This is a genomic window from Lunatimonas salinarum (assembly GCF_017811155.1).
In the GTDB taxonomy this organism is placed as follows: domain Bacteria; phylum Bacteroidota; class Bacteroidia; order Cytophagales; family Cyclobacteriaceae; genus Lunatimonas; species Lunatimonas salinarum.
Map to the genome: position 1 here is coordinate 121,985 of NZ_JACVCV010000004.1, position 17,605 is coordinate 139,589.

Sequence of the window (17,605 nt, forward strand, 5' to 3'; positions counted from 1 at the left end):
CTCAAAAAACATGGTCCGCCTCCGCTTTCTGCTCCCTATCCTTCTTCTATTGCTTGCTGCTTGCACAAGCGATCAAGAGGAACCAAACACCCGAATGGAGGAAGAGGTGTTTTTTCAGCTGAATGTGGGTGAAGAGCAATTTGAATACCGCTACCGGCTAGCCGAAAACTATTTAAATGTGGACGGCGGACTGGGCTTCGTGGAACAAAAGCCAGACGCCCAGCCTCAAAACTACTTGGTGTTCGTAAACCAATTGGATATACTGCTCATCGATGTGGATGGACACTGTACCATCAACCCAGGAGCCAATGCCTGCTTTTTTGCCAACTTTAGTTTTTCGCCACAGTCGGGGACCAAACAGGAAAGTGGAATTATCAGCTTTTTGGTCGGAAACTATACCCTAAACAAACAGCGCACCAACGACCCGAATATGGATGTCTTTTTCGAAGTAGAGGTAACCCGTACCAGCCAAGAACAGCGCCTGATGGAGGGTACCTTTCGTGGAAAACTCTTTACCCGAATACCTAGTGGACGAATACCGGAAACTACACCCAGAATCGATGTTCACGGCAGCTTCCGGGTGGGGATGATCGGAGAAATGGCAGCGCTTTCCCTACCTACCCCCAATCGCCTACTTGAACGTAGGTGACGGAAAGTCGGTGTCCAACACGTGAAGAATAAACGATATCAATTCCGATATTTCCCTCCATTCAAAGGGCAACATATCCTGCGAATGGGCGAGAGCATCCCGTAACTTCCCCAAATCTCGCATGGTGTCGTCAAAGGCCTTTCTACTGAGGTGATTCCCAAAAATTCGGTACCGTTTTTCCTTCGAAAAAACCGAACCCAGGTCTGCCAAATGCAGGCATTGGACCAGATCAATCTCTTCAGAACGGGAGCGCTTCATCCGGTAAAGCTTACGGGCAGCCGCCAGCCGTTCACTGGACAAACTCTGCTCCCATTTCGGCACAAAGGTACGCACCATTTCTTTTAACACCGTCTCCAAGACACTCACAAATCCAAACAAGGCCAATCGAACGGGGATTTTGTCCAAGTCGCTACGGGTGGCAATATGCGTAACCCTTCCTCCACTCCGCAAAAACACCCTCCTTTTCTCCGCGATATGCGGAAATACCGATAGCAATGGGGCGTTCAGAGAAAATACCTCATCTGCGGGAATTTCCATCAGGCGATCATCCCCCGCATCAAATTTCATCAGGCCTGCAGGAGTAGCCACTACGGCAGTCTGGAAATTTCGGTTTCCCATCTCAGATAAATAGGTATCAAGCTGAAAAACCGCCAACTCCTCAGCTATCGCACGTATCGACAGATGGTCTTTGAAAAAATCAAACAGCTCGTGAACTTCATTCATCGGCTAAAAATAACAAATTCAGCGCATTCCAATGAGGTGAATTGGTACGAAGCTGACAAAGCCAATCTTCTTACCTGTCGGGTATCAGAGCGGATAGCTGAAAACAAAGCAACTATAGATTAAAAAAATAGCCGTATTTTACCTGTATGCTCCCAGAAAGCGGGCTGTATTGCACAAAATAAGCTACCTTAGGATAACAAAAGCTCTCTCTTATGAACGATGCCCCCCAATCGAACAGGAAGTTATTAACCCCTTTTTATTTTTTGGTTCTCGTCCTACTCATTTGGCAGGCATGTACCCATCCCATCCAATCCGATTCTATCAAAAGCGACGAAATGATCTCCAAAACAACACGCAGAACCGAACTCTATAAATTGCTGGGACGACTGCCCGAAAGGGACCGACCAATATCCGTGGAGTTGGTAGCTGTAACCGAAACCGACGGAATGGTGACCGAAAAATGGCTGATGGACCTGAACGGGATAGAGAAGGTGCCTGCCTTCTTTACCAAACCCGCCAACGCCCAAGGAAAACTACCCTTGGTATTTTTTAACCATTCCCACTTCGGCCAATATGCGGTGGGCAAAAATGAACTGGTGATGGGCAGAAAGGAAATGCAGTCACCGGCCTATGCCAAAGCCTTGGCCGAGGAGGGCTACGCCGCATTCTGCTTAGATTCGTGGGGCTTTGGCGAGCGGTCTGGAAGACCGGAACTGGATATCTTCAAGGAGATGCTTTGGAAGGGGCAAGTGATGTTTGGCATGATGGTATATGATAACCTGAAGGCATTGGACTACTTGCACACCCGTGAAGATTTGGATACAGACCGCATTGCCACCATGGGCATGTCCATGGGAAGCACCATGGCCTGGTGGCTGGGAGCTTTGGATGAACGAATCAAGGTGGTGGTAGACCTCAACTGTCTGACAGACTTCCATACGTTGATGGACAAGGGAGAACTTCGCCTCCACGGCATCTATTACTACGTGCCCGACCTCCTAACGCACTTTACGACCGCATCCATCAATGCGCTGATCGCCCCACGGCCCCATTTTGGGCTTGCCGGACGATTCGACCCCCTGACCCCGCTCGAAGGGCTGGAAATCATCGACACTGAGCTAAAGAAAGCTTACGAAAATGAAGGGGCTCCCGACGCCTGGAAACTCAAGATCTACGACGTGGGTCACGAGGAAACCGCGGAAATGAGAGCCGATATCCTGGAGTTTCTCCGGCAGTGGCTCTAAAAAACAGATCGGGATGTCTGTGGGATGGATTGTCACACCTTTGGTGCTTACGGGGATTGGAATGACATGTTTGCATAACCTTGGTAGGCTATTTCTATGATTACCGCACCATTGGTGCTTTAATGGAGGTGGCCGCACGATTCCATGGCCCTTTAGGCCATACCAGTGCCCGTCGCACCGTTGGTGTTTGGTTAATTATCAGCACCAAGGGTGCAAAATCATTAGCCTCGGGCAACGCAGAAAGAAGGCTGCGAAGACACCTCCCAAGCGCAAAGACGTGGAATCAATACCCTGAGGCACCCATCCACCGAAGTGCCATCAGCCCCCAAGTTTGTAAGCAAACTTGCGGGTATCCACCACCCGCAACAGCTCCTGTATACCGGGAAAGGAGGGATTGATCAATAAATTGTGCTCTTCCGGATAAAAAGACTCATGCAACCGCGCGGAAGGAACCTGGAGAAAGGGAAAGGTATTTTGCATCAGCCACTGCCTGCCAAAATCCTGGGTCGCTTTGCCATGGGGCAATACATCCCAATTCTCGGGAAGACTGCTCCTTTCGAGTGTACCGATCAGGCTATCGGACGGGATCTCATATACGATCACAAACCACGGATCGGCACCAACAGATGTCCCCTTGATACATAGGTACTCCAAAGCCGCCAAAGCAGCCGAGCTTGCCGCGTAGATCATGGGCAACCCTTTGGGGTTCCACCTTCCGCCAGACAGGGAACTGCTGTACGGCGCTTGGTGGTACCTCTCCGACATCATGCGGTAATATGTCAACATGCGCTAGAGGAAATTGCCGTAGTGGAGGGCATCTACCGCCTCATGCACCAGCTCTATGCCCGCCATGGAAAGCATCAGATCCACCGGCTTAGATTGACCTAGGGATAAATTGGGAGTGTGCAGCCAGGATTTGAAGTGGGATTGCTGACCAAAACCCTCCATACCCTTCCTGATGGCCTCATCGATCTTAAAGAACTGGTAAGAACCCGGCGTACCTATCAGGCTCGCAGCAGACCACCTGGATACCGTGCTCGGCGAAACAGCCGTCGCCTTGGCCACATCCACCATCTTCAGCTCCAAAAAATCAACGATGGGAGAAATCTCGGCAAATGTAAGGTTCTTTTCTAGGTGTGCCGCCACATCAAACATACTGTGGACATCTCTGAGGGAGACCAAAAAATACCCATAGCCTCTCTTTACCTCATAACTGACCCTATCATCTCCCCTCCGGACGACAAATGTATCGGCATATCCGTACTCCCCTTGGAGATCATGAAGGGCGGACACATCCTCTTGGGCCGGGGGCATGTATTTTTTAACCTTTGCCATAATCAGTTTCATTTGACAAACAAATATACATCATTTGAAATAATTTTACAAGTTATTCCCCATTTACAACCCACTTTGCCGAGATAATACCTTACAAAAAAGAGCATCGGACGGGCAGCCCAACGCTCTTTTTAAAAATCAACCTACTTGTAGGGCATCCATTTATTAGGCACCAGTCACCAATCGTCTGCCCACAATCACTGCTGAGATGGTCATGGATGCAAGCAATAGCACAAACAGCCTAAGGGAGATCTCATCCACGACGTAAGCGTAAACGGTTGAGATAATTAGCACAATACAGATTACCAATAGAATCAAATTTAGAGTCTTCATCTGACTACCTTTTATTTTAGTACTCACTGAATAAAGTTAAGCATACCCAAATTGGCAAGCCATTACAGACGCATAACTTAATCCAAAACTCAATAACGCACCCCATCCAATAGGACCTATTGCTAGTAGAGTAGCTCCCACTATCATTCCTCCTATAGCTAAGCCATTACCTAAGTTTGAGCAGTTGTTTGAAGTACTAGTCCCTCCAACGATGTTTTCCATTTGTAAAATTGATAACTCTTTCATTTTAAAAGGATTTTAAGGTTAGAAATTAATTACAATACCCAATAATAAAACCCAACCGGTGAAAAAAAATTTCAGTGGACCGTTTTTTTTAGATGTCATTATCTGTTGGCCTTTATCCCTACCCGTAAGGAAAGCGATGGAAACTCCTCTCTCACTTAAAATCCCTGGAAGGGAAAAGCTCTCCCTGCACCGGTTTGTCCAGCGTAGCCAGTGGTTTAGCCCCCGGCTTAGCAGAGCCGGCACGTACGGATTTCCCTACCGAACCGATATTGCGTGCATCGGGATCTACCCGCAGCAGGCTGTTCAGGTTGTGGCAGGAGCGCACCACCACGTGGATCACCTCCCCTTCTATCTGCACCTTGCCCGCCACCATCAGCAGCTTGGACTGCAGGATCACCGGACGATACTGCTCAAAGGTCTTGGCCCACACCACCAAATTGGCAAAGCCCGTCTCATCCTCAATGGTCACAAAAAGCACCCCTTTGGCCGTCCCGGGGCGTTGCCTAACGGTAATCAGCCCACAGACCTTCACGAAAGCCCCATCCTTCAACTTGCCCAAGAGGCCCGTGGGAATCACCCGTAGCTGGTCCAGCTTTTCGCGCACAAAGCTGACCGGATGCGCCTTCAGCGAAAGCGTGGTGGCCGCATAGTCGCGCATCACATGCTCCATGGGGGATACTTCCGGGAGGGCTATCTTTCTTTCCTCCGGGGTCTCCAGCACCTGCCCCTCAAACACCCCCACCGGCCTGCCCTGCAGGGCAAGCACATCCCACAGCGCCTGCCTGCGGTGCAGCCCCATAGAGCGGAACGCATCCGCATCTGCCAAACGCTCCAAAGCAGCCTTGGGCACCCCCACATGGATCAGCTCAGTGACCTGGGCATAGGGCCTTGTCCGACGAGCTACCAACCGCTCCATATCTTCCTGCTGCAACCCCTTTACATGCCGAAAACCCAACCTGATGGCAAAGTATTTCCCCTGCTTTTCCTCAAACACATTATCCCACAGGGAGCGGTTCACGTCCACAGCCCGCACCTCCACGCCGTGCTTGCGGGCATCCGTCACGATCTGGGCCGGCCGGTAAAACCCCATGGGCTGACTGTTGAGCAAGGCCGCCGCAAAAACATCCGGGTAATGGTATTTGAGCCAACAGGATATATAAACCAGCAGCGCAAAACTGGCCGCATGGCTCTCAGGAAAACCATAGCTGCCAAACCCCTCCAACTGCCGAAACACCCGCTTGGCAAACTCCTCCTCGTATCCGCGGGCCACCATGCCTCCCACCAGCTTTTTCTCGTATTGGCTCACCAGCCCGTGGGCCTTGAAGGTCGCCATGCTACGGCGCAGCCCGTCCGCCTCGGCCGGGGTAAAGCCCGCCGCCACGATGGCAATCTCCATGGCCTGCTCCTGAAACAGCGGCACCCCCAGCGTCCGGCCCAGGATCTCTTCCAACTCTTTGGAGGGATACTCCACGGGCACTTCTCCCCTGCGTCTCTTGAGGTAGGGGTGCACCATATCTCCCTGTATGGGTCCCGGCCGTACGATGGCCACCTCGATCACCAGGTCGTAAAAAGTCCGCGGCTGCAGTCTCGGCAGCATGGACATCTGCGCGCGACTTTCTATCTGAAACACCCCCAGCGTATCCGCATGGCAGATCATCTCATAGACTTCGGGATCGTCTTGCGGAATATTGGCCAGCGTAAGCTCCCTCCCATAATGATCCCTCACCAGGTCAAAGGCCTTTCGGATGCAGGTAAGCATCCCCAGCGCCAGCACGTCCACCTTCAAAAAGCCCAAGGCATCGATATCGTCTTTGTCCCATTCGATGCAGGTACGGTTGGCCATACGGGCATGGAGCACCGGACACAGCTTGGCCAGCTTGTCCCGCGTGATCACAAACCCACCCGTATGCTGCCCCAACTGACGGGGAAACCCCATATACTGCCGGGTAAGCGCCAGCGTCTTCCGCAGGTGGGGATCCTTGGGGTTAAAACCCTGCGACGACACCGCATCCCCTTGCAGCCACTCTTCCGTAAGCTCATGCCCCGACTTGGCGAGCCGATCCACCGCATCCAGTGACAGACCCATGGCCTTGCCCACATCCCGCACGGCACCCTTCCAGTGCACCTGGGTGACCGTGGCCACGATGCCCGCCCGATCACGGCCGTATTTTTCGTAGATATACTGCATCACCTCCTCCCGCCGCTCGTGCTCAAAGTCCACATCGATGTCCGGGGGCTCGTTGCGGGCATCGGACATAAACCGGGCAAAGAGCAGCTTAAACTTGGAAGGATCCACCGAAGTAATGCCCATGCAATAGCAGACCACCGAATTGGCAGCCGAACCCCGCCCCTGACAGAGTATGCCCCGATCCCGGGCAAAGCGCACCAAGTCGTACACGGTAAGAAAATAAGAAGCATATTCCTTGCGAGCGATAAACTCAAGCTCATAGACGATGCTCTCCCGGATACTTTCCGGAATCCGACCTCCGAAAGCAACCTTCGCCCCTTCCCAGGTCAGCAGTTCCAGTTCCTCCTGTGGGCTGCGCCCTTCGCTGGTGATCTCCTCGGGATACTGATATTTCAATTGATCCAGAGAAAAAGTACAGGATTCGGCTATCTCCAGGGTGCGCCTCAAGGCAGCCGGATAGTCCCGAAACAGCCGGAACATCTCCTCCCGGGGCTTAAGGTAGCGTTCGGCATTGGGGTGCAGGCGAAAGCCCGCACTTTGCACCGTGCACTTTTCCCGAATGCAGGTAAGCACATCCTGCAGGGCCCGCCTACCTGGCGCATGGTAGTGCACATCGTTTACGGCCACCAGCGGTATTCCCAAACGTTGCTCCGCAAGAAGCAGCCTATGCATGCGCTTGTGGTCTCTGCCCCCGTAATAAAAAGCCGCACCAAGGGAAAGTCGATTGCCCAGAGCCTCCTTGTATGCTTCCAATGCGGCATAAAAATCCGGGGAAAAATCCAGCTCCGCATTCAGCTCTGCCGGCGGCACGGCAATAAACAGGATACCCTCCGCATATTCGTAGACATCCGCGCGGTAAAGGTGGCACACCCCTTTCTCCGCCCGCATATTGCCCACCGTGAGCAGCGAAGAAAGACGTCCATAGGCCTCCTGATCCGTAGGATAGACCAAGAGACTGGGGCCATCCAGCAGATCCAGCCTACAGGCGGGGATAAAACGCAGGCCGGACTCCTTGGCTGCCGCATGGGCACGGACGATGCCCGCCAGGGTATTGCGGTCGGTCACCGCCACCCCTCCATACCCCAGCTGCTTGGCCCGCCAAACCATCTCTTCCGGATGGGAACCTCCCCGCAAAAAGGAAAAGTTTGTCGTTACCTGTAGTTCGATATAATCTTGTTCGCGCATTATCGTTGATCTGTCTTGTTCAAAACCCGCCGCCTAGCTATGGGAAAAAGCCGTGCAAAAACCACCTAGGCTCCCCATTGCCATACAGCCCCAGCCGAAAGAGCCAGTACCTGGCTCCCGAGGGATCCTCCACACAGTAGTAATCGCGGGGAGCACCGGTCTGCAGCCACCATTCCTGCTCTATGCGTTCGGGTCCGTCGGCTTTGGCTACCTGAATGATTTTGCCCTGATGCCTGAAATGCACCGGAGGGTAATCGGGCAGGGGTACCATCACCTCGATGGGCTCCGGTTCGGGCAGTACGTGCAGGGGACGGGACGTGTCGGGCCAGGCGGTGTCGGACTGCTCGTCCAATGACTCCGCAGGACGGATGGAACGCTCGGGCCAGTGGTGTTCTTGGGGCAGGTAACGGTGTATGTGTCCAGCACCCACCTTGGCCTCCACCCGATCCAGCAGCTCGGCCACGGCAGCGGGATCTCCGGAGCGGTGCCACAATTGTTCCTGCGGGCTGTGCACTTTTTCCACCAACAGCCCCTCCAGGGTAAAGCGTTCTACCCCCAAGGCCGGCTCAAAGGTGGGTATCTTCAAGGCAAACAGGCGGAACAGGTGCTCCGGGTTATGGGAAGCCCTACCCGTACCTATACTGATCTGAACCGTTTTTCCGTCCACACGCAGCCCACTGAACACCGCCTTGCGCAGCCCCCTGCCCTCCCGGGAAAGACGCTGGCATAACCTATCCAGCAAATGCTGCAGGGCTATCTCTATCCCCTTTCGCGTGCTGATGGGCTCCAGACAGGGCAGTTGCTCCTCGTAAGGAACCCGGGGCTGCACCGGCGTAAAGGATTCCTGCGCCATGCCCACTGCCTGCCCCAGCCGCCGCAACAGGCCCTCACCAAAACGCCTCCGCAGGGTAGGCGAGGGCATATCGATAAACTGATGGATCTGGCGAAACCCCAACTTCTGCAGCCCTTCCAGCACAGGTGCCTCCAAACGCAGCGCACTGGGCGGCAAAGACAGCAAGGCCTCCCGCTGCCCTCCGGCACCGGCAATGCAACCATCTTCCTCCCCGTAGCGCGCCAATGCCCAGGCTGCACCGATGGTATCGGCTATGGCCCCCCGCACGCGGTAGCCCTTGGCCCCCAACTCAGCCAGCACCGCCTCCAGGTAGGGCCGCTCCCCGCCCCAAAGGTGCGGACAACCCGAAATATCCAGCATCAGGCCGGCCGGGGGATCCGGAGCCGCATAAGGTGTGTAGCGCAGGCTCCATTCCGCCAAGCGATACAGCAGCTTATCTCCCCAGCCGGGCTTGTCGGTCAACACCTCCAAGGTGGGATAAATGGCCCGAGCATCTGCCACAGCTGTGCCAGGATGGATGCCCAGCGCCAACGCCTCTCTACTGGCCGCCCGCACCACCGTCCTCCCCCGCTCGGGAGCTGCCAACACAAAGGCCTTTCCCTTCAGCTCGGGCCTGCGTATCGCCAGCCGGTCGGTGGTCAGATGGCAAAACCATAGGGACAGAAAACGCCTAGGCATAGCGACGCCCCTCCTGTACGCGTTCCTGGAACAGCTCCTTTCTGGACAAGGGACGGAATCCCTGTCCCCTCCAGGCCAACTCCCAAGTCCCGGGCCTGCCATTCCGTACCTTCAGCAACTCCACCCGCCAAGTAGGGAAACCCACGCCGGGCATTCCCTCCTCCACCTGACTGGGAAGGGGAGCCACCTTCCAGCGGGTAGTGCAGGCGGTGGCGTGCAGGCTCCGGGGCTGATGGCGGTGCAGAAAACCCGTGACCCGGCTGCGCTCCACGGCCAGTTGCAGGCGTTGGGAATCGGCAAAGCTCAGCTCCCGGAGTTCTCCCACCACCGCCGCCAATGCATCGCATTTCAGGGCCTGCTCCAGCGTCCAGAGCACCTCCTTTTCAGAAGACAAGTCCACAAACACCACCCGATCCGGATCCAGGCCAAACAGCCGCATACCGGGCGGAAACACTCGCCGTCGGTTCCCTATCCAGAGGCAGAAGCCCCCTTTGCGGAGCAACATGCCCAGCAGGGAGGTGATAAATCCTTGGGTGGCTGCCGCCTCTGAAGCGGTGGTACTGACAAACTCGTGGTTGGCGGCAAGGGGAAACACATGCCTCGGAAAGGCCGCCTGCATGGGACCCAGCTCCAGGGCCGTATTCCCCCGCTGGGCTTCCCGGGGCAGGGATCCCTCCAGTGCCATGACCTCCTGCCGCAACTGGCGCAGTCGTTCTATTTTATTGCTTGTCAGTTTCATATATTTGGCAAAACCCCTATATTTGACACGTATCATGTCAAATCATTGACTTTAATAATACCAAAATCTGATGGAAAAGCCAAAAAACTTTTTTTCGGGAAACCTGAAATTTCTTCGTGAGCGCAGGAGCCAAACGCAGCAGGGGCTGGCAGAAGCCCTGGGCCTGACCCGCTCCAAGGTAAACGCCCTGGAGTCCGGGCAGACCAAGGCCCCTTCCCCGGAAGATTTCCTGGGTATCTCCGGGTATTTCGGCATCAGCATAGACAGCCTGATCCGGGTGGACCTCTCCAAACTTGGGGAGCTAAAGCTTCGGGAGCTAGAGGCGGGCAACGACGTATACATCCGGGGAGGCAATCTGCGGGTCTTGGCCATCAGCGTGGACAAGGGCAACAACGAGCACGTGGAATACGTGCCCATCAAGGCCAAGGCGGGATACATGGCAGGATACAACGATCCCGAATTTATCGCCTCCCTGCCCAAGTTCTCCCTGCCCAACCTGCCCAAACAAGGCACCTATCGGATCTTCCCCATTGTGGGAGACTCCATGCTGCCCATCCCCGGGGGAAGCGACGTGGTGACGCAGTATGTGGAAGACTGGTCCGGCCTCAAAGCCGACACCCCCTGCATTGTGATCCTGAGTGGGCAACAGGATTTTGTCTTTAAGCTGGTGACGGTGGATCCGGACGGCATGGTAAGGCTAAAGTCCCTCAACCCCCTCTTTGAGCCATATGCGGTGGCTGCGGGCGAGGTGCTGGAGATATGGAAATTCCACGCCTACACCAGCCGCCAACTCCCCGAGCCCGAAACCGACCTACAGCAGCTCGTACGGGCCGTAAGGGACATGCAGCAGGTGGTCAGTGGATGGAAGGAGGGGTGAATTTGAAATTGGAAATTTGCATTATGAATACTCATTCAATCAAATTCCGAAATTGAATGAGTATGGCTTGGACAGGTTGACCAACTGCCCCAAGCTATATTGACGAAAGCATTTCGGAGGGGGAGATGGTGTGCGGGAGGTCAAGTATGTGGTGGTGGAGATGGGGGGGGTAAAGAGAGGTATGGCCTGAAAGCTAAATATAAACCTACAGGTTGATATTATGAAAATTGTTAGTATCTTTGAACGCTCTAAAGAAAGCCTCTTCGCTGTCAAGTACGAAAGAGAGGACTTGGATGCGCTTGAAGTACTACAAGAACAGTGGTCAGATGTAGAGTTTCTTAGGGAGTTCTTCATGAAGTATAAGAAAGATTACGAGAGCTACTATCCGAAAGCCAAACTTAACAAAATCGTACTACAGACAATCGAAGACGCGGATGCCTTATTCGAGCTCCTTTATAAGTTGGCAGAGGATAAAACTGGAAAATCCCTAGCGGATTACTTTAAACCTCTGGACAATAGAGAGAAAGAAAAAACATATCCTCTACAAGCATTAAAAGCCTATGGACCCCAAAGCAATTCATTTTTACGCGTTTATGCCATCCGGTACGGTTCCTCTTTCGTTATTACTGGCGGGGCTATCAAACTAACCCATCAAATGGCTGATAGGCCACACACCAAATTGGAGTTACATAAATTGGAAAGGGTTAAAAAATACCTCAATGAAGAAGGAGAAACTCCTGAATTTGTTTACCTAGACCTTGACAACAATGAATAAGACTGAAAAAAAAATCAAAGGACTAGCTTCCGAAAACCCAACTTCCAATTGGAAGGAAAAGGTAGAATTTAGGAAAGCCAACAAAACAACGCTTAGACAAGCTGCTAAAGTTGCTTTAAGGCTTTTGGATGCATTGGATGAAAAGGGATGGAGTCAAGCCCAGCTTGCCAGAGAATTGGAAGTCACCCCTCAGCAGGTCAGCAAATGGGTCAAGGGTCAAGGTGACTTTAAGTTTTCTACCATAGATAAGCTTGAAAAGGTTCTGGGAATTACAATGCATACTGTTCTGGCAGAGGATGAGTTTATAACCACAAAAGAGGCTTTGGAAGCAAGGATAAATGAAGAAGTGACTGCTTATCATCAGCGCTGGTCCAAAACCCAAGAGTACCTCAAATTAAAAAATCAAGTAACCAATCCTCAAACCGTAATGGCTGTTAGTCCTATGGCGGAGGATGATTATGCAATGGCCGGATGAAAGCTAAATTTTCCCCTTTACAGTTATTGGATTTCAAGTTGTTGGAATCGCATGTAGAGTTTGTAATTCCGAAGGAGTCAGAATTTGACGTCAAGGAATTGTTTCAATCCTATGTTGTGGATATAGATTTTAGACGCCGGGAGAATGAGAAAACCAAAGAAATCCTACTTTTTACCACTGTTGAGATCAATGAAGATGGTGACAAACCACTTCCCGGGTATAAAATTATGGTAGAAGGAGGCGGTACTTTCCGTATTCAAAACCCGGAAGCCCTCGACGAGAATCTCAAAAACAACCTAACTCAATTTTCCACCCTCAATATGATGATTAACAATCTCCGGAACATTATCTATCAAATCACCAATCTGGGGCCTATGGGCGGGTATCTGTTGCCACCGATTGATATTACGCAGCTGTTGAGGGATAAGGCGGGGGAGGGAAAGCAGGAGGAGTGATTCAATTAAAATTTTTCACTAAGCTTTATAACTCTTTCAAGTTCCATTTTTCCGAAGCTCATTTTATGCGCTGAGTGATCTACTCAAAAGGAACAATATCCTTAAGTTCATGTGCAATCCCTTGTTCTTCCCAGGGCGAACGTTCTGCAAGCTCCACGATCTTAGCTTCTTTTTTCCATTTTATCTCAAGAGTTAGGTATATCGAAACCAAAACGGACTTCTTCAACTCTTCATCTGATTTTTCTTTACCAGTGAATTCCTTTCTGATATCTTCGTTTTGATACAAATCAATTACAGACCCTTTTATATTAAATTGATCACTTATGGGTTTCAATATATACTTTTCTTCTACCTCCGGATCTATGGGAAGTGAAGTGATTTCTGGAAAATCTGCTTTTTTAAGAACAAATAGAGCACGGTTTACAGACCTTCCTCCCTTAAAGTTTATGATAGGAATTTCTTTCTATGATTCCTCTGTCAACCCTCTAACATTGATAGACTCTATATAGTAGCTAATCCTCACTCCAAAATTGACGATCACAAATTCCTCCTTATTAACCTTGAGAGCATCAATTGCCATAAAAAGGGAATCCGATCGCATTAAATATGTTTTAGCAAGCTTCAAAAAGAAAGTAAATCCCAAACCATCAATAATTTTTCTTGCAATAACTTCCGCTAAAATGGAATCAAAATTTGCATGCGATGCCTCGGGGTTCTCGGAAAAAGGGTCTTTGCTTTGCAACATCCTTTCTCCAATCACATACCGTTTATCAACCTCTCCTTCGATAGGTGAAGCATTATTTATCCTCAATGCAGACTCTACCGCAGGCTCAATTATTCTTTTACTTGAATCAATAAACTGGTTTTCTTTTCCAGGATTCACAGATATTGTAAGCGACCCTTGTTCATATTCCGCTTCAAGCTTTTCTTTCAGACTATCAAAAAACTCTAATGGATAAGGTTTTTCGTTTTCTTCACACCAACTCTTGGTCAGAAACCCTAACCCTAATGACTCCATTATTTCAGAATTTCCGAGAAGATCAACAACCAGCCCTTTGAAGAAATCCATCCCCTCAATCCATGTCTTTTTTTCTCCCTGTGTTGGAGGTAAATTGGGGTAATCTAAAGGACGTGAATAAATAAAATAGGAATGCAAAGTATACTGCCTCAAAAACAGAATTGCCATATATGAACAAATCCATCTTTTCACCATTCCATCAGCTCTTAGTCCACTTAATTTTGGAAAGGGGTATTTATTTGAAATCCATTCATATTCACGGTTAAAGTCATTTCTGATTATAAAAAAGAACTTGAATATTTCATTCATCGAATCTGGAAGTAATACATACTTAGGTGGTATTTGATTTGTATGCTCAAACATTCTTCTTATGCAGTCAAATCTTTTGGAAAATGTCAAAAGCCCACCTAAAGCATAATGAAATTCAATGAACCTTTCTCTTTCGGATTCCCGCTGTTTTATTTCATCTTGATTTGATGGTTCAACCGAGCCAGTTGTAGGATTTAAATCATGAATGGGTTCTATCCTTTGGAGATTATATGAGTAATATTGATCAGCATTTTCCCAATATGCGAACACCATATCATCATGATTAAATTGAGCTGCTATGCGCAGGTTTAACCATAACCATAAATATGTTCTTTCAGAAATTTGCACTTCTTCTGTTTCTCCGATAAGCCAAATACCACTGCCTATCCTGTATTCCAAGGTTCTATTTCTTCTTTCTTTTGTAAGAATCAACTCTTCTATTGAATTGTACAGGAGATCATAAAATTGCTGCGGACACTCAACAGGCTGATTTCTATATTTTTCACGCACTTTTCTGAATTCTCCATAGAAAAAATTTGACAAGGTTTTTGATATGCTTTTTTGGTGTCGCTTGATCGAAACCAAAAAGATATTTGATAGAGCTTTAAAGTATTTCAAGTCTTCTCTGGAATTTTCATGCTCCTTTATGAAATACTTTACAATTTTTTGAGGGGTATAATACACAATGACCTTATCTACAAACCTGAAAAACACGATTATTAAAAAAGTCGTTGTTGTAATAACCAAAATAGCAGCAGAGTTTTGTACAATATAGAAATCTCTTAGTATCAATGGAGGCCACTTCATCGTCCAAATTAATGTGGAAATCAATGTGGCTATTAAACTGATGATGAATAGTTTTCTGCTCCATTCCCTTTCAAAAAGCTCCACGATATAATCAGAATCATACTTTTCGTCTAATCTGGAAATAACCTGAAGAAGAATGGGATATGCGATACCTAAAATAGCGACAGTTGCGGAGGCGTAAATTTGAATCTCATCCATTTTATTGGTTTATGATTTTAAAATTAAATCCAAGGTCCAACTCCGTAAACTTGTTCAAAAGTTCAGGAAGGTTTAATACCTTGATACCTAAAATCTGACAAATTGCCGGGATTTTTTTGAAAAGCTTATGGTCATTTTCTGAATTGCTTTCCTCTGTCACAATAAAAACCTCTTCATCGGAAAATTCCCTCATTATATACTGGCATTGCATGATCATTTTTGCATCGGCAGACTCCATAAACTCCTTCTTTTTTACCTCAAACTCTGCTTCATTCAGTTTTCTATATTGAAAATTATTGGCTATAAATTGATTCTGAAGCATACCAAGAAATTTCTTTGGAGCCAAAGGAAGTAGTTCATCAGTCTTAACGGGAATGTGAAATGTCTTCTGAAATTCTTTTTCGACCAAATAGGCCAGCTTATTGACGACCAACTTTTTAGAAACAAATCTACATTCTTGGAGAACTGCATCAAGTATTACTATCTCTCTGGTTTCTATTTTAGTCTTGATTAGATTAAAAAGTATATCATTCTTATCAAAAGGCAGGTAATACCGAACCAAACTCAAAAGGGAACTGGTATCGATTACAGCCTTCATCTCAGGTATTTTTCAAGTTGGTTGGGCTTGAGATTAAGCGTTTTGCACAGCTCATATTCATTGATTACCCCGTCAAAAAAAGCAGACTGTATAGTGGATACAAACAATGGGGATTTAATGGGTTTACCTATGCTTGCCATGGAAGCTTTACCCATTTCTTTTTCCAGCTCCCGCTTCTTTTTCTCTTCTTCTTTTCTCAATTGATTCTCTTCCTCTTGATTACTTCTCATTTTGGCATAAATAGCACCACCCACTTTTCCCTTGTTAACGAGATAAGTCAGAATAGCGGTAAAGCTCAAATGTGTTTGATCCGAAATGGCTTTGACTTCATCAAAGTTATAATCATTCCGTGTGGTAAGATTGGGCAGTTTCTCCAAATTAATAAACTCGGATCCTGCTAAAAAGGCAAAAGCAAAATTGTTACACCATGCCTCTATCTTATTGATCTTCCCAAAAGCCATGTGATCATAATCCATGGACTCTACTTCTTCTTGGTTGAGAAGATAATGACCAAGCTCATGTGCAAGAGTGAATATTTCTCTTTTGAAATAATCCTGATTTCTTCTCAATACAATGACATTTGGCTGCAAAAAGAATCCATCAATATTCGTTTTTTCTTTCAAAGCAGGATGCTCTACATATTCAAATACCAAAATATTGTATTCAGCAAATTTATCAATTAAGGCATTGAGAAATTTCTTTGGGTCTTTTTTAAAACGGGGCATCAGTAGTTCACGGACCTTATTCGCAACCGAAATAGGATTATCATTACTACTGAAAACAGAGATCTTTCTTTCCAGATTGATATCAGAGAGCTTAGCCAATCCTGAAAGAGAAATCTTTAGCTCCTCAAAATGATTTACAATTTTCTTTGCAGCAAGATTCAGGTTTGTCCCAAATTTTTCCTTTCTGAAAAAAATACTTGAATCCTTACTCTTAACAGGAGGCGTTGGATCTAAGTAATAAGAAAGCCCCTTTTTGAAAATCTTGTCTATTCGCTTGAGATGGTTAATCTGGATTTCTTCCTTGAAAACAGTTTCCCAGGTTAAAGAATTCTTTAATCCCTCACTTACCAATTGCAGGAACTCTTCCTTATCCAACTGGTATTGCTGGATCAAGTGTTTAATTCTGTCAATATTATAGGTTGTTGTTTTCAAGGAGAGATTATTAACATGCTGTGTAATACCAAGCGTAAAATAATACAATATGCCTCAACAAGCCATGCAATAATTAATTTTATTTTACTCTATTAAGAAAGTCAGTTGACACCCATGTAATAAAATTTAGTTTTGTCAACCAAAATAGGTATTTTTATTTTAAGTGAAAACACTTAGAACCAATGAAATACCTCGCCTCCCGTCTCAAATCAGCCCGTTTGATGAATGGCTTATCCCTCCAAGGTCTGTCGGACCGAATAGAAAACCGTATCACCAAACAAGCACTCAGCAAATACGAGCAGGGGCAGGTTATTCCTGATTCTGAAATGATCGGCATTTTGGCAGAAGCCTTGAAAGTCAGGACCGACTATTTTCATACCGATACAGTCATTGATTTCGGAGAAATTGAATTCCGAAGAGTCTTTTGATGGCTTTGCCACTTGGGTGAATGGGAAAGACATTCCCTTAATCGTCCTTAATAAAGCCAAGTTTAAGAACAAACTTGTCAGAAAGCGTTTTACTGCTTTGTATGAATTGGGGCATTTGCTCCTTGATGTCAATGGATACGAAGACAAGCAAAAGGAAAAATTCTGCCATGCTTTTGCATCAGCTATGTTGATCCACAAGGAAATCTTACGGCAGGAATTAGGAGGTAAGAGAAGCAAGCTGTCGATGAATGAACTGGGTGCAATCAAACAACAGTATGGGATTTCTATGCAAGCCTTGGTTTATCGAGCTAAAAACTTGGGTTTGATTTCATGAA

The 17,605-nt window shown here is 48.2% G+C and carries 20 protein-coding genes; 8 read left to right on the forward strand and 12 right to left on the reverse strand.

Going from position 1 to position 17,605, the window contains the following annotated elements; genetic code table 11:
- Positions 1 to 10 precede the first annotated feature (10 nt).
- Entirely contained in the window at positions 11 to 649 is a 639-nt protein-coding gene (locus tag IAQ59_RS06180) for a hypothetical protein (protein ID WP_209329924.1), read from the forward strand.
- Here IAQ59_RS06180 and IAQ59_RS06185 read toward each other — a convergent pair.
- Positions 632 to 1,372, reverse strand: a complete 741-nt coding sequence (locus tag IAQ59_RS06185) for a hypothetical protein (RefSeq protein ID WP_209329925.1) — start codon at positions 1,370 to 1,372, stop codon at positions 632 to 634. The genes IAQ59_RS06180 and IAQ59_RS06185 overlap by 18 nt on opposite strands.
- Before the next feature lie 212 nt (positions 1,373 to 1,584).
- Between IAQ59_RS06185 and IAQ59_RS06190 the strand changes: the two genes are divergently transcribed.
- A complete protein-coding gene (locus IAQ59_RS06190; protein WP_245189456.1) occupies positions 1,585 to 2,616 on the forward strand; it encodes a dienelactone hydrolase family protein in 1,032 nt (343 codons plus the stop codon).
- 318 nt (positions 2,617 to 2,934) lie between these two features.
- Here IAQ59_RS06190 and IAQ59_RS06195 read toward each other — a convergent pair whose 3' ends face one another.
- From IAQ59_RS06195 to IAQ59_RS06225, 7 genes are all read right to left on the reverse strand, one after another.
- Positions 2,935 to 3,402 carry an RES family NAD+ phosphorylase gene (locus IAQ59_RS06195; RefSeq protein WP_245189457.1) on the reverse strand — a complete coding sequence of 156 codons (468 nt, stop codon included), beginning with the start codon at positions 3,400 to 3,402 and terminating at the stop codon, positions 2,935 to 2,937.
- 3 nt (positions 3,403 to 3,405) lie between these two features.
- On the reverse strand, positions 3,406 to 3,951 hold the full coding sequence (locus IAQ59_RS06200; RefSeq protein ID WP_209329926.1) for an antitoxin Xre/MbcA/ParS toxin-binding domain-containing protein: 546 nt from the start codon (positions 3,949 to 3,951) through the stop codon (positions 3,406 to 3,408).
- A gap of 165 nt (positions 3,952 to 4,116) precedes the next feature.
- Entirely contained in the window at positions 4,117 to 4,284 is a 168-nt protein-coding gene (locus tag IAQ59_RS06205) for a hypothetical protein (protein ID WP_209329927.1), read from the reverse strand.
- 36 nt (positions 4,285 to 4,320) lie between these two features.
- Entirely contained in the window at positions 4,321 to 4,530 is a 210-nt protein-coding gene (locus IAQ59_RS06210; protein WP_209329928.1) for a hypothetical protein, read from the reverse strand.
- 151 nt (positions 4,531 to 4,681) lie between these two features.
- Positions 4,682 to 7,903 carry an error-prone DNA polymerase gene (locus IAQ59_RS06215; RefSeq protein WP_209329929.1) on the reverse strand — a complete coding sequence of 1,074 codons (3,222 nt, stop codon included), beginning with the start codon at positions 7,901 to 7,903 and terminating at the stop codon, positions 4,682 to 4,684.
- A gap of 37 nt (positions 7,904 to 7,940) precedes the next feature.
- A complete protein-coding gene (locus tag IAQ59_RS06220) occupies positions 7,941 to 9,434 on the reverse strand; it encodes a Y-family DNA polymerase (protein ID WP_245189458.1) in 1,494 nt (497 codons plus the stop codon).
- Positions 9,427 to 10,173: an ImuA family protein gene (locus tag IAQ59_RS06225; protein WP_209329930.1), complete on the reverse strand. Its 747-nt coding sequence runs from the start codon at positions 10,171 to 10,173 to the stop codon at positions 9,427 to 9,429. The genes IAQ59_RS06220 and IAQ59_RS06225 overlap by 8 nt, the downstream gene beginning before the upstream one ends.
- Before the next feature lie 70 nt (positions 10,174 to 10,243).
- On the opposite strand from IAQ59_RS06225, the gene IAQ59_RS06230 reads away from it, so the two are divergent.
- The 4 genes from IAQ59_RS06230 to IAQ59_RS06245 all read left to right on the forward strand — a co-directional run bounded on the left by IAQ59_RS06230 (position 10,244) and on the right by IAQ59_RS06245 (position 12,755).
- Entirely contained in the window at positions 10,244 to 11,050 is an 807-nt protein-coding gene (locus tag IAQ59_RS06230; RefSeq protein WP_209329931.1) for an XRE family transcriptional regulator, read from the forward strand.
- A 220-nt stretch (positions 11,051 to 11,270) separates the two neighbouring features.
- Positions 11,271 to 11,825, forward strand: a complete 555-nt coding sequence (locus IAQ59_RS06235) for a hypothetical protein (RefSeq protein ID WP_209329932.1) — start codon at positions 11,271 to 11,273, stop codon at positions 11,823 to 11,825.
- Positions 11,818 to 12,300, forward strand: a complete 483-nt coding sequence (locus IAQ59_RS06240; RefSeq protein ID WP_209329933.1) for a helix-turn-helix domain-containing protein — start codon at positions 11,818 to 11,820, stop codon at positions 12,298 to 12,300. Before IAQ59_RS06235 ends, IAQ59_RS06240 begins: the two co-directional genes overlap by 8 nt.
- A complete protein-coding gene (locus tag IAQ59_RS06245) occupies positions 12,297 to 12,755 on the forward strand; it encodes a protein-export chaperone SecB (RefSeq protein ID WP_209329934.1) in 459 nt (152 codons plus the stop codon). Before IAQ59_RS06240 ends, IAQ59_RS06245 begins: the two co-directional genes overlap by 4 nt.
- A 79-nt stretch (positions 12,756 to 12,834) precedes the next feature.
- Here the strand turns inward: IAQ59_RS06245 and IAQ59_RS06250 are convergent, their stop codons facing one another.
- The 4 genes from IAQ59_RS06250 to IAQ59_RS06265 all read right to left on the reverse strand — a co-directional run bounded on the left by IAQ59_RS06250 (position 12,835) and on the right by IAQ59_RS06265 (position 16,842).
- A complete protein-coding gene (locus IAQ59_RS06250) occupies positions 12,835 to 13,089 on the reverse strand; it encodes a hypothetical protein (protein ID WP_209329935.1) in 255 nt (84 codons plus the stop codon).
- Between the two features lie 129 nt (positions 13,090 to 13,218).
- Entirely contained in the window at positions 13,219 to 15,087 is a 1,869-nt protein-coding gene (locus IAQ59_RS06255) for a hypothetical protein (protein WP_209329936.1), read from the reverse strand.
- A 1-nt stretch (position 15,088) separates the two neighbouring features.
- Entirely contained in the window at positions 15,089 to 15,685 is a 597-nt protein-coding gene (locus tag IAQ59_RS06260; protein WP_209329937.1) for a DUF4411 family protein, read from the reverse strand.
- Complete coding sequence (locus IAQ59_RS06265; RefSeq protein WP_209329938.1) at positions 15,682 to 16,842, reverse strand: ImmA/IrrE family metallo-endopeptidase; 1,161 nt, start codon at positions 16,840 to 16,842, stop codon at positions 15,682 to 15,684. The genes IAQ59_RS06260 and IAQ59_RS06265 overlap by 4 nt, the downstream gene beginning before the upstream one ends.
- Positions 16,843 to 17,024: 182 nt before the next feature.
- Here IAQ59_RS06265 and IAQ59_RS22300 point away from each other — a divergent pair, with 182 nt between their 5' ends.
- Positions 17,025 to 17,270, forward strand: a complete 246-nt coding sequence (locus IAQ59_RS22300; protein ID WP_245189459.1) for a helix-turn-helix domain-containing protein — start codon at positions 17,025 to 17,027, stop codon at positions 17,268 to 17,270.
- Complete coding sequence (locus IAQ59_RS22305; RefSeq protein ID WP_245189460.1) at positions 17,233 to 17,604, forward strand: ImmA/IrrE family metallo-endopeptidase; 372 nt, start codon at positions 17,233 to 17,235, stop codon at positions 17,602 to 17,604. Before IAQ59_RS22300 ends, IAQ59_RS22305 begins: the two co-directional genes overlap by 38 nt.
- Position 17,605 lies beyond the last annotated feature (1 nt).